Here is a 12,434-nt window from a genome sequence, read left to right on the forward strand (position 1 = left end):
GCTAAATGCTTCTCGCCTACTCCTCGATGCCGGGAACGTCGTTCTCGTAGCGCTCCCAGTTTCCCGTGATCTCGTCGATTACCTCACCGCCCACGAGGTATAGGGACTCCAGCGACGCGAGCATCCCCGCGTAGCCTTCGCTCTCACGCAGCAGGTTGTCGGCCGCCGTGACGCCCGGGGGTGGCATCGTGTAGTTGCTGCCGGTGCGTAAGACCATGAAGCGGTTTGCGTCCACGCGGTCTATCGCATCGAGATAGCGGATCGCCTGAAAAGTGCCCGTGTCCTCCATCGCCGACGTGACGAAGTCGGCGTTGCCGTCGGACCAGTAGGCCACCCAGTCGTTGGCCCATTGGTTCAAGATCTCGCCGTGCCAGAAGGTCATGGCCGCGATGTGTCCGCCCCGCGTCACGAAGGGCGGTAGGCGCGCCCTGTCGTGCGCCGTGTAGTGGGAGCGGGTCTCCTGCAGGGCCTCGGAGTCCGGCAGCGCGACGTCCCGTGTCAACTCGTAGGCCCAGTCGCGCAGGCCCTCGTTCAATAGGTGTACCTCGCCCGAGGGCTCGGGTTTATCAGGGTCGTAGGGGCGCTTGCTGTTCATCGCGAAGTAGCCGGTGGGCCAGTCCTCGGGCTTCTCGCGGGCGTCGATCTCGTGGGCCAGGTCACCGTCGACGAGGTAGGCTGACCAGACGGCGGAGCCGATCGAAGCGTCCTCCGGATCGATCCCCGCGATGCCGGCGACGAGCCAATAGGCTTTGCTCAGATCGAAGCGCGTGTCGAGGCCGAGGGCCATGGTCGCTGCCGTCGTCTTGGTGCTGCCAATGCCGGCGACCACCGCGAGGACTTGGTTTTGCGGGTCGTAGTGCAGGTCGTGGTGGGAGTGGGGGAAGGGGATCACCACATCGAGTGGGCGGCGCTCCTTCCACAGCTGGAACTCACCTGGCCGGTCGCCCGCGTCCTCGCCGATCTCGAACATCGTGATCAGCACCAGGCGGACGGGCAGGGGGTTGGCGCAGGGGGCTGCGATCTTGCATACGGTCAGCTCGTCACCGGCGCCTGCGCTAGTGCTCTTCGGATCCCTGTCCGCACACGCGGCGAGCGTGACTAGGGCAGTGCTGGCGAGAGCGAAGGTGAGCGTTCGACGCATAGCGTAGGAAAGGGTGATCAACATTATTCGATCTCGTCGACGGGGGTGTGGTTACGGCGGAGGTCCTTGGCGATGCGCTCGGCGAGGGTCTGTGCCTGCGCCCTTACTCGTTGGATGTCGATGGTAAGCAGCGCGCGCTCGCGCATCACCACGCGTCCGTCCACGATCACTGTCACCACGTCCTGTTCGTCGGCGACGTAGGCGAGGTGGGAGATCACGTCATACAGGGGAGCGAAGTGTAGGTTGGACAAGTCGATCTGGATCAGATCGGCGCGCATGCCTACGCGTAACGATCCGATCTCATCGCCGAGGCCGATGGCGCGTGCGCCGCCGGCCGTGGCCATCTCCAGCACTGCGGATGCCGGCAGCACCGTCGGTTCCATCGTCGCCACCTTCTGCAGGAGGGCGGACAGGCGCAGCTCCTCGAACATATCGAGGTCGTTGTTGCTAGCCGCGCCGTCAGTGCCGATGCCCACTTCGACACCGGCTGCGAGCAGCGCGCTGATCGGTGCGATCCCGGAGGAGATCTTCATGTTCGATGTCGGGCAGTGAGCCACGCCCACACGACGCGAGGCGAGAATCTCCACGTCTTCCTCCGTGGGGTACACCACGTGGGCAGCGATCACGCGGTTGTTGAAGAAGTCCATGCTGTCCAGCAGACCGACCGGGGTGGTGTCGTGCTTCGATTGGATCGTGTCGATTTCGAAGCGCGACTCGGACAGGTGGATCGATATCGGCACGTCCAGGGATCGCGCCGCCTCGCTCACCGCTTTCAGGTGCGAGGGGGCGAGCGTGTACACCGAGTGAGGGCCCAGGATGGGCGTAATGCGCGGGTGCTTGCCCTTCCAGCGGCGGATGAACGCGTGGGCGTTGGCGAGGCCCTCGGCAGCATCGGCGGCGTCAGGGCTGTGCTGGTCGATTACCGTCGCCGAGACGAAGGCTCGCAGGCCGCAGCGCGCGACCGCCTCGGCGATGGCATCGGGGTGGTAGTACATGTCGACGAAGGTGGTGGTGCCACCACGGATCATCTCCGCGCACGCCAGTTCCGTGCCAAGGCTGACCAGGGCGTCGTCGACGAAGCGCACTTCCGCCGGGAAGATGTAGTCGTTGAGCCAGGTGATGAGGTCTTGGTCGTCGGCGATCCCGCGCAGGATGGTCATGGCCGCGTGGCTGTGCGTGTTCACCAGGCCGGGCATGAGCACGCGGTTGCTCTCGCTTACCTGCTCTCTGGCTTCGTAGGTGGCGGCGATCTCCTCGAGCGGGCCGATGGCGATGATGCGGCCTGCGTCGATGGCGAGGGCGGCGTCTTCGAGCAGTGGCTGGGCCGGGTCCATAGTGACCACCCAGTCCCCACCTACGATCAGATCGGTCGGGATCTTCTCGGCGCTTGCAGCAAGCGACAGAAACGAGCAGGCGGCGATGACCGCCCACCGCCTTCTGGGTGCCGGGGCGCAGAGGGGCCCTGGCCTTGAGCTAAACGGCGGTGCGAACACCACGGTGGGGGTGCGCGGCCCTAGCGGTCCGCTTAGCAAATAAGGTGCTACTCGCCCTTCGGGTCTGCCCAGTGGCAGCGTCCGCGGCGTTGCATCGCTTACCAATGGCGATGCCATTGGCTGCGCCACGCGCCTTGCTGACGCTGCCCCTACGCAGACTGAGCGTTACCTTATTTAGCAAGCGGCCCACTAGTACCTGCCCGTGAAGGTGACGCCCCAGATGCGCGGCGCGTTAACGAAGCCGGTCAGGTTATTGAAGTCGATGCCGCCACGGGCAAACTCATTGTCGGTGATATTGCGGCCGAAGCCGGCGATCTCGTAGCGGCCGTCGTTCCAGCTGAAGCCGGCGCGCACGGCACCCTCGTAAGCGTCGTCGGTGAAGAACTCTTCCGATTCGTAGAGGAAGAAGTTCGTCTCCCCCTGGAACCACCAGTCTGTCTGCAGGAAGAACTGCGCCTCGCCTATGTCCAGGGTGTAGCGGGCGAGGAGCGAGAGGGTGAAGCCCGGCGCCTGGGGCAGGGGGTTGCCGTCGACCAGGGCGTTGCCGTCGACCAAGGGATCGAGCGGCGTGCAGGCGCCGGAGCCGCAGGGCGCGACGAGTAGATCGTCGTCGTTGATTTCCGTGTCGACGTAGCTGCCGCCGACGCGGGTGAGCAGGCTACTGGTCTCGCTGAGGGTGAACAAGGCTTCGAGGTCGCCCTCGATGCCGAAGCCGGTGGCTTCGTCGGCGTTTACCAGCTGCACCAGGTTGCCGTCGCCGCCGATAGCGGAGAGCTGCTGGTCCTGCACCGTGTAGTAGAAGACGGCGACGTTCGAGCGGAACACCCCGAAGTCGTTCTTCATGCCGATCTCGAAGGAGTCGACGGTCTCGGAGTCAGCCACGGAGGGCAGGCCGAAGAAGGCGACGTCGCGGCCCTGAATGGTAGGGGCACGGAAGCCGCGTGCGTAGCGGGTGAACAGCGTGGTCGTTTCGGTCGCTGCGAGGTTTAGGGCGAGGTCCCAGGTGAGTTCGCCTTCGTCGGTGCTGGGGCTGAACTCGGCACCGAGGCCTGCGGCGGGAGCACCGAACAGTTGGGTCACCTCGAAGTCGCGCGTGTCGTCCGTATAGCGCAAGCCGGCGGTGGCGGTCAGCTTGTCGCTTAGGTCGAAGCTGGTCTGGCCGAACACGGCCCAGGAGTCGTTGTCGTGCCCCACGGTGGTGGGGCCGACGAAGAACGGTGCCGTGGTGATCTCGAACTGCTGGGAGAAGTACAGGGCGCCGAACTGCCAGGTGAGCGGTCCGTCTCCTGGTGAGGCGAGGCGCACCTCGGCGGTGTACTGGTCCAGCGTATCGATGCTGTCCTGAGTCACGGAGTTAAAGGGGATGAAGCCCGGCCCGAAGGGCGGTGCAAAAGAGGCGCCGAAGCCGCCGTCGATGTCGCCGATGGAAAAGCCCTCGGTGGTCTCCCAGGAGCCAATCGCCGTGAGCGTGATGTCGTTGGCGAAGGTGCTTTCTAAGCGGATGAGGCCGCCGTAACTCTCGTAGCGCTGGATGTTGTTGTCGCCCTCGTCGAACTGCACGGCGTCGCGATCGAAGTTCTCGTTCAACTCGTTGGAGCCGGTGGTGAAGATGTTGGCGCGGAAGACGGCGGCGGTGCCGTCCAGCTCGCGGCCGTGGCCGGAGATGAGGGCGGAGAAGCCGTCGTTCTCGTACAGCAGCTGGGCGCGGAAGGCGACTTCGCTGAAGCCGCCGAGGGCGTCCTCTTCACCGGTGAAGTCGTTGTCGATCCAGTCCGAACGGGTCTGGGACAGCACGGAGACGCGACCTGACCAATGCTCCGAGAGGCCGCCGCCCAGGGCGCCCTGCACGTTGAAGGTGCCGAGGTTACCCGCGGTGATGGCGCCGTAGGCGTCGAACTCCTGAGACGGCTTCACCGTGTCGAACTTGATCGTGCCGGCGGGCGTGTTGCGGCCGAACAGGGTGCCTTGCGGGCCGCGCAGCACCTCCACTCGCTCAATGTCGAACAGCGGGAAGCTTTTTAGCACCACGTTTTCCATCGGGACTTCGTCGACTAGCACCTGCACGGGCTGGGAGGCGGCGAGGTCGAAGTCCGTATTGCCGAGGCCGCGAATGTAGAAACGTGGCGCGACGCGGCCGTTGGACGACTCGGCGTTGAGGCTTGGGATGCGCGCGGAGAGTGCGCGGATGTCCTCACCGGCTTCGAAGTAATCTGCCGCATCCTCACCGGAGAGCGTGACCAGGGAGAACGGTACGTCGCTCTGCGCCTGTTCGCGGCGCTGGGCGGTCACAGTGACTTCTTCGAGCTCGGCGAAGGCCGGTGGCGTGAGCGTAGTGGCGAGGAGGGCAGCGCCCACGATGGGCGTTCGGTAGGCATGGCGGAACATCGGGTGTGGAACTCTCCGAGTTGAATGACGCAATGAACTCGGCCACCGCGGGCGGTGGCAGCCGCGCCTATTCATCATTGACACTCTGACGCTTGTCAATGAATCCGATTGCAGCGCCCTTTCGCTACAGGAAGACGTACTTGAGCGCGAACACTGCCGCGACCAAGTACACGGCGGCCGGACACTGGGCACCCCTGCCGCTCAGTAGCTTGATGGCGGCGTAACAGATGAAGCCAAGTCCGATGCCTTCGGCGATGGAAAAAGTCAATGGCATGGCGAGGGCGCCGACCATGGCGGGCGCTACCTCCGTCAGGTCATCCCAATCGAGATCGGCCAGGGAACTTGCCATCAGGGAGGCGACGAACAGTAGGGCGGACGCCGTGGCGTAGGCCGGAATGCTCTGTGCTAAGGGCGAGAAGAATAGGCATACGAGAAACAGCAGCCCGCAGACCACCGCGGTGAGCCCCGTGCGCCCCCCCGCTTCCACGCCGGCCGCGCTTTCGATGTAGCTGGTGGTGGAGGAAGTACCGACCAGTGCGCCCACTGCCGTGGAGCTTGAATCGGCGAAGAGCGCCCCCCGAAGGCGCGGCAGATTGCCCTCCTCATCGACTAATCCTGCGCGCGTCGCCACCCCAACGAGCGTGCCCGCCGTATCGAACACATCTACCAGAAGCATCGTGAGCACCGTGGTGAGCATGCCGACTTCAAGCGCGCTCGAGATGTCCACCTGCAGCAACACGGGCGCCGGTGAGGGCGGCAGGGAGACGAGCCCGCGGAACTCGGCCACCCCCGTGAGCCAACCGATGGCGGCCACCGCGAGGATGCCAATCACCACGGCGCCCGCCACTCCTCGCGCGGCGAGCGCCGTAATCAGGATAAATCCGAACAGGGCCAAGGCAGGGCCGGGCGCAAGCAGCTCGCCAAGACCGACCAGCGTGGCCTCGTTGTCCGTCACCACGCCCGCGTTGCTCAAGGCGATGAAGCCGAGAAACAGTCCGATCCCTGCCGTCATGCTCTGCTTTAGGCTGCGCGGGATCGAGTTGATCAACCATTCGCGTACAGGCAGCAGGCTCAAGACCACGAACAGCACGCCAGAGACGAAGACGGCGCCGAGGGCTGTCTGCCAGCTGTGGCCCTGCGTCAGTACCACTGTGTAGGCAAAGAATGCGTTTTGGCCCATCCCCGGCGCCAGGGCGATGGGGTAGTTGGCCAGCAGGCCCATCACCAATGTGCCGTAGGCGGCGGCGAGGCAGGTGGCAACGAAGACGGCGCCGAAGTCCATGCCCGCATCGGACAAGATTGCCGGGTTCACCACGCTGATGTAGACCATGGTGAGGAAGGTCGACAGGCCGGCGATGACTTCCGTGCGCACGCTCGTGCCGGCGCTGTCGAGCTGAAATCGGCGGTTTATCGCCTCCATGACGGCTCCGTGGTGAGGGGTGAGACCCCCGACGCGGCGGCGTCGGGCGGGTCCTCCAGACGAAGACTAAGACACTGCGGTGGGCGATGCGATGCGAAGAGTTGGGATGGGCGTTGCCCTGTAGCTATCACAATCGATAACTTGATGAGAAGTAGGTACTGGCAGGTGCCTACTCCATGCTAGCGGACTTCAGCCAGAAAGACTCGTCGAATCCGGGGATCTCCAGGTTGCAGATGAACTGTCGCGTGGCCGCCTCCCAGGAGTAGTTTTCGGACCATTCGCGGCACTGCGCACGATCGCGGTTCTCGAGGGCCTTTATGCAGGCCTGCTCGAGGTCCTCATCCATCGCCCCGGCGCCGGGGGGCGCGCCATCGAGGATCTCCAGGGGGCCGCGCACGGGGTAGGCTGCGACGGGCGTGCCGCAGGCCAAGGCCTCGACGTTGACCAGGCCGAAAGTGTCCGTGCGGGATGGGAACACGAAAACGTCTGCCGCACGGTAGCAGGCGGCGAGTTCGTCGCCGAACTTAGCGCCGAGGTACACCGCTTCGGGAAAACGCTTCTCGAGCTCAGGGCGCTGGGGGCCTTCGCCGACGACCACCTTGGTGCCAGGCAACGCCAGTTTGAGCATGTCTTCGATGCTCTTCTCCACCGCAAGCCGCCCGACGTATAGCCAAATCGGCCGGGGAAGATCGGCGAACAGCTCTGCCTCGCCGGGCGTGAAGGCCTGCAGATCGACCCCGCGGCACCAGAGCTTCATGTTGGAGAAACCGCGCTCGGTAAGCTCCTCGATCAGGCCGGGGGTCGCCACCATCATGGTTGCGCCGTCGCCATGGAAGTCGCGCAGCATCGCGTATCCCCAGGACACGGGGATGGCCCAGCGCTCAGCGGCGTACTCGGCGAACCGGGTGTGAAAGCTCGTGGTGTAGGGGTAACGCCGTCGCTTGCAGAAACGTCGAGCTGCGCGGCCGATCGGCCCCTCCGTTGCGATGTGGATCGCGTCCGGTTTGAAGTCGTTGATGATCTTCGCCACTTTTCGATTCGGCAGCAGGGAAAGGCGAATCTCGGGGTACGAAGGGAGCGGAATCGAGCGGAATTCATTCGGCGTGATGTAGCGCACTTCGTTGCCGAACTTCTCCAGCTCCTGGCCGAGCACGTCCAGGGTGCGCACCACGCCGTTGAGCTGCGGTTTCCAGGCGTCAGTGGCTACGACGACTCTGAGGCCCGACCGCCCCGTTGGCATCGTGAATTTCTGCTTGGGGCGGGTCAGACGCGACACCCCGGAGCGCACCCGCGCGAAACGTGACTTGGCCTGGGGTTTTTCCGTGCCGGGGGGGTGATCGGGTGAGTGGTCGTTGCGGCTCATGTATCCCAATGCGGCGTGCGAGTCATACGCGCACAGTATGCGCCATCGACCGCTCGACCGCCCTCATTCGCACCTCGCCCAGCGGCAGGAGTCCCGAGGATTGCCGTGTATGTCGTCGCTGGACGGGGCGGGGCCTGCGAGGAAGCCTCGCCGCGGCGCGCGTGGGCCTAGTTAGCGACGGCCCCGGACGCGGGGAAGCTCAGCACCACACGATTACTGAAATGGGCCCTGGCGAACGGCGCAATGAGTGCGCCAGCGAGTCTCGCTGCAACCGCTTGCCAAAGAGGATCGCATAGCACCCTAGCCATGCGATCCCGCTTGTCGGTGCGCGAAGGCGGGTCTACTGCATACCTATTGATTATGCTCACTTGTATGACCGACACCGAAAAACGGGATTGCGCAGAGTTCGGCCTCGACACGCTTGCATTCGTGTAAGTCATCGCTTACCGTAAGTCATGGCTTACCGAACGGATGCAGTCCAGCCGTTGTTCGAGGCTCTGTCGGACCCCACTAGGCGGCGAGTCCTTGAGGCAGTGCGCAGAGGCCGTAGCACCCCCGGGGAGATTTCCGCGCAGCTCCCCGTGTCGCGCCCGGCAGTATCCCAGCACCTAAAGCAACTGCTCACTGCCGGATTGGTCGTGGTGCAGGCTCGGGGCACTAGACGCCACTACCGCCTGGCGCCCACCTGTCCGGCCGCCTTGAGCGAGTATTTGGACGGTCTATGGGGCGATGCCCTCGGCTGCTTCGCAGACTACGTGAATCAGCAGCATGCGGGAGAACGCGATGACGAGTGAGCAAACGCCGGATGCGGTCCGCAAATCCGTGACTATCGCCGTCACGCCTTCACGAGCCTTCGAGCTCTTTACCTCCCACGTGGAGTATTGGTGGCCCTTGGGCACCCACAGCGTGAGCGCGCAGACCGGCAGTATGTCAGCGCAGCGCTGTGCCTTCGAACCGATCGCAGGTGGCGCCTTCTACGAGGTCGACTCCGAGGGGCGGCGCCATGTCTGGGGCAAGATCGACCTGTGGCAGCCGGGGGTGCGACTCAGCTTTAGCTGGCATCCTGGCTTGCCCGAGGCGCAGGCGACGCGCGTGGACGTGCGCTTCGAGCCCCACGGCCACGGCCAAACCCGCGTGGTTCTCACCCATGATGGTTGGGAGGCGCGAGGAGACGATGCCAGGCGGACCCGCGATCAATACCACACCGGATGGGACTCTGTGATCAATGCAGGCTATGCCGCGTACTGCGCGCGTTCCGCCTAGCGATTTGCGCGTCGTCGAATGGTAGTCGCGATTCACTCCGGCCACCTGAGGTGCTAGCCCTGGCCATAAAACCCGTGCTCGGATCGTAGATCGATCAACCGGTCTCATCGATTGCCCCGTAGCGCGGCGGTTGTGCAACCCCCACGACGAAGTGTCGCCGGTCACCGGGTCGCTCCCTGGGGGGGTGGCCGCTCAAGGCTAGTGAATCCGCTCGAAGCTGTCCGCCGACGTGCTGTAGCTGTAGGACCGCAATGCCCCGCGATGATCGCGGCGAAAGAACACGGCCCGCGAGCCGTCCTCGCTCGCGAACACGTCGCGTACCGCCGTCGCGAGGAAGTGCTCCTCGCCGATGCCCGAATCGGCAGCGCCTTGCTCGCCCGATCATCCACCTGGTCGATGTACTTGCTGAGTGGGTCGTTCAGGGTGAGGCGTCCGCGGTCGATCAGGCGGGCAGCCGGGAGCCCAGTCAACGCCTTGGAGATAGCGCCGATACGGAACAGGCTACGCTTGGGGTCGACGGGGCGTCGCGGCTCGAGTTGCGCATAGCCGTTGTACGACAATCTCCCCCTCGTGCACGATCGCCACCGTAAGACCGGGCCGATGCTCCTCAGCCAGGAGCTGCGTGGCCAGCGCGTCGATCGTGGCCTTTAGTGCTTTCGCATCGCGGGCCTGGGCACCGATGGCAGCGAGCGCGGTCAATAGGAAGCAGGCGGCGAGGGCGCGCCTCAGGAGCTTGGTCATCATGGATACGGATTCTCGCTTGCCTTTAGGTCATGGCCTTGTCTAGATCGCGAGGCAGCCGACGCAAGCTGCCGCATGTTCATGCCGCCACCGCATTATTGCTGGTTTGGAGTGTGGCGGCTGTCGCATTCGAGGGAGCGCGGCCAGCGGTGTCCCTGTCGCTTCAGGATTTGACCCCCACGGGCGAGCCCTTCGGTTGGTATCTGCAGGCAGATGCGGAGAAGTTGGAACAGCAAGTGCTGGCGGACCCGGCGACAGGGCTTCCTCGTTGGGTGTTACGCAACGCCGGCCCGTCGCCAGCGATCGCCTATACGCGCAGCGATGGTGCCAGCGTATGTCATCGGCGCCTGCGCATAGCCGCCGAGGCGAGGACCGAAGACTCCGGCTCCGTGAGTGGCGTGGTGCGCATCGACGGTAGCCCCAACTTTGGAGCGCCCGTCCCGCTTTCGCGCGAGTGGGTGGAAGCGCGCCACGAGGTCGAGGGCATTCCCTGTGTGGCGCCCAACGCGCTGGTCGGCTTCGCTGTGCGCGGACATGTGGAGTTGCGCCGTTTGCATATACTGCTGGACGGTCGACCGGAGGTGATGCCGAGTCTTTCGCCGGTGCGCTGGGCGGATCTTGCCGTCTTGCGGCGGGTGGCCGCCAGCCCGGCAGAGCCCGCGCGAACACCGCGTCTCGCCGCTGTGCTAGGACGTCGGGTGCTGGCCTTGGGCGAGAATGGCGACGGTGCCGCAGACGTGTTCTTGGCCAAATTCGATCTCATTCGCCACCTCGCCAGCACGGGGCGAATGCGCATGCTCGTGCTGGACGTGCCGGCAGTGGCAGCGGAGCGAGTGGATCGCTACGTACGCGGCAGCGCTGACGATCGGGAAGCCGTGGTCGACGCTCTGACCTACCCCGCCTTTCAGTCCGCGCAGATGCTGCAGATCATCGACTGGCTGCGCACTACCAATGGTGAGCGTCCGCAGGCGATTGGCATCGCCGGCTTCGACGTACGGCAGCCGCGCTGGGCGTTGCGGGCGCTAGAGAGGGCAAGCATTCGCATCGACGCAGTGCTGGAGCCGTGGCAACGCGGCGAGGTGGCGCGCGCGCTGGCCAGGATCGAAGCATTGGCCCCGCGTACGGCCGGGGATCCTGCCCTTGCGCGCTACCTGCGACTGGCCCGCCGAGGTTTGCTCGTGGGCCGTCCTGACCTGAGTGGTCGATCCCGTGGCGCCTATATGGCGGACGAGGTGCTGCGCCTGGCGCGAGCACAAACCGGACAACTTGTCCTATGGGCAGATAACTCGCACGTGGCGCGCCATGCGGGCCGGCTGGGAGGCGAGCTGGCACAAGCGCTCGGCGAAGACTACGCCGTGATTGGATTTACCTTCGCAGAGGGCGCCTACGCCGCCCATGGCCCCGACTCGCCCTACCCAGTGCAAACCCCCTACCCTGGCACTCACGAGCACCTCCTCGCAGATACAGGCCTGGAGCGCTTTATCCTAGGGCTCGCGGATGTCCCCGAAGCGCATCCTCTTCGAGAGCGGCGAGGACTGCGGGTGCTCGGCGCGTTGCCACAGCCGTTCGATCAGTTCCTGCCAGTTACCCTTGAGTCGCAGTTTGATGCTATCGGTTTTGTCAGGCGAACGGCAGCCGCCCAACGGCTGCGGGAGGAGCCTGTCGACTAGGGCTTGGCGTGAGCTTCTTGCCTTGCACCCCCGAGGCAGTGCCGATCGCCCTCGGACGCAACATGAAAGCCCGCCGCGCGCACTTGTGCAGCCTCCGTGCTTTGCGGGTCGCGCAGGGGATTGGTGTGATTGAAGTGGATGAAATGCACCTTCGCGCGATCCTCCACGGCTAGGGGCGCAAAGCGCTCCATCGAGTGTCTAACGAGGGGGTGAGGGAAGCCGCTCATATCCCGCCCGGGGATCTCGCCGTTGGCGAAGAAGGTGGCGTCGAGAAAGGCTAGATCCACTTCGGCGATCAGTTCCTCGATGCGCACGCCCCAGTCATCCCACTGCTCCCAGGAATCGATGTCGGGGATAAACAGAGCGGATGCCTGCGGACCTTCGATGCGAAAGCCCGCCACTTCGGCGTACTCCTGACGGTGAGGCACGGTGAAGGCGGTCACGTTTAGGCGTGCACCTAGCCGTTGGATGCCGCCTGCGGTCATCGGTTGGAGTCTGATGTTCTCGTAAGCGACGAGCTGGCTCCAGGGTCCGTGTTCGCGCAGGAACTGCGCGAAGCGCGGCAGCGTGTACACGGGGACGCTGCGCGCGCCGAGGGACTCGTGTCCGAGGAACATGAGCCCCGTGTAGTGGCCGATGTGAGCGTGGGTGATAAACACGCCGTCGAGTATTGGTCGTCCACGCGCCTGTGGTCCTGCTAGGCGAGTCAGGTCGTATCCCTGACGGCGTATGTCCGGTGTTGCCTCGAACAGCCAACGAGCACCCCGTCGGTGATCGACCAGGCCCAGGGAGACGATCAAACGCGCAGCGGCAGGGTCCTCCCACGCAGGGTCTTGCCAGCGTCCGAACTGGGGCGTGCCGCCGTCCTGGGAGGTACCGAGGACCAGCAGTTCCACCTCGCAGGTTCCGAGGGCCGCGGCCGCGAGCAGCGCCGCAGCGGTGGCGGCGCTCAGCATGG

At 64.9% G+C, this 12,434-nt stretch carries 10 protein-coding genes; 3 read left to right on the top strand and 7 right to left on the bottom strand.

What is annotated here, in order from left to right:
- Positions 1-16 precede the first annotated feature (16 nt).
- The 5 genes from AAGA68_11425 to AAGA68_11445 all read right to left on the bottom strand — a co-directional run bounded on the left by AAGA68_11425 (position 17) and on the right by AAGA68_11445 (position 7,679).
- Positions 17-1,165 carry a purine nucleoside permease gene (locus AAGA68_11425; GenBank protein ID MEM9385663.1) on the bottom strand — a complete coding sequence of 383 codons (1,149 nt, stop codon included), beginning with the start codon at positions 1,163-1,165 and terminating at the stop codon, positions 17-19.
- On the bottom strand, positions 1,165-2,475 hold the full coding sequence (locus tag AAGA68_11430; protein ID MEM9385664.1) for an amidohydrolase family protein: 1,311 nt from the start codon (positions 2,473-2,475) through the stop codon (positions 1,165-1,167). The genes AAGA68_11425 and AAGA68_11430 overlap by 1 nt, the downstream gene beginning before the upstream one ends.
- Before the next feature lie 348 nt (positions 2,476-2,823).
- On the bottom strand, positions 2,824-5,019 hold the full coding sequence (locus AAGA68_11435; protein MEM9385665.1) for a TonB-dependent receptor: 2,196 nt from the start codon (positions 5,017-5,019) through the stop codon (positions 2,824-2,826).
- A gap of 124 nt (positions 5,020-5,143) precedes the next feature.
- Positions 5,144-6,439, bottom strand: a complete 1,296-nt coding sequence (locus AAGA68_11440) for an NCS2 family permease (protein MEM9385666.1) — start codon at positions 6,437-6,439, stop codon at positions 5,144-5,146.
- A gap of 169 nt (positions 6,440-6,608) precedes the next feature.
- A complete protein-coding gene (locus AAGA68_11445; protein MEM9385667.1) occupies positions 6,609-7,679 on the bottom strand; it encodes a glycosyltransferase family 1 protein in 1,071 nt (356 codons plus the stop codon).
- 578 nt (positions 7,680-8,257) lie between these two features.
- Between AAGA68_11445 and AAGA68_11450 the strand changes: the two genes are divergently transcribed.
- Positions 8,258-8,596: a metalloregulator ArsR/SmtB family transcription factor gene (locus AAGA68_11450; GenBank protein MEM9385668.1), complete on the top strand. Its 339-nt coding sequence runs from the start codon at positions 8,258-8,260 to the stop codon at positions 8,594-8,596.
- Positions 8,586-9,065: an SRPBCC domain-containing protein gene (locus tag AAGA68_11455; GenBank protein MEM9385669.1), complete on the top strand. Its 480-nt coding sequence runs from the start codon at positions 8,586-8,588 to the stop codon at positions 9,063-9,065. The genes AAGA68_11450 and AAGA68_11455 overlap by 11 nt, the downstream gene beginning before the upstream one ends.
- A 501-nt stretch (positions 9,066-9,566) precedes the next feature.
- On the opposite strand, the gene AAGA68_11460 is transcribed toward AAGA68_11455, so the two are convergent.
- Entirely contained in the window at positions 9,567-9,809 is a 243-nt protein-coding gene (locus tag AAGA68_11460; protein ID MEM9385670.1) for a hypothetical protein, read from the bottom strand.
- Positions 9,810-9,955: 146 nt separating this feature from the next.
- Between AAGA68_11460 and AAGA68_11465 the strand changes: the two genes are divergently transcribed.
- On the top strand, positions 9,956-11,476 hold the full coding sequence (locus tag AAGA68_11465) for an erythromycin esterase family protein (protein ID MEM9385671.1): 1,521 nt from the start codon (positions 9,956-9,958) through the stop codon (positions 11,474-11,476).
- Here the strand turns inward: AAGA68_11465 and AAGA68_11470 are convergent.
- The gene (locus AAGA68_11470; GenBank protein MEM9385672.1) at positions 11,473-12,432 is read right to left on the bottom strand and encodes an MBL fold metallo-hydrolase; all 960 of its coding nucleotides are present in this window, start codon (positions 12,430-12,432) and stop codon (positions 11,473-11,475) included. The genes AAGA68_11465 and AAGA68_11470 overlap by 4 nt on opposite strands.
- Positions 12,433-12,434: the final 2 nt, after the last annotated feature.

This window comes from Pseudomonadota bacterium (assembly GCA_039193195.1).
In the GTDB taxonomy this organism is placed as follows: domain Bacteria; phylum Pseudomonadota; class Gammaproteobacteria; order Steroidobacterales; family JBCBZW01; genus JBCBZW01.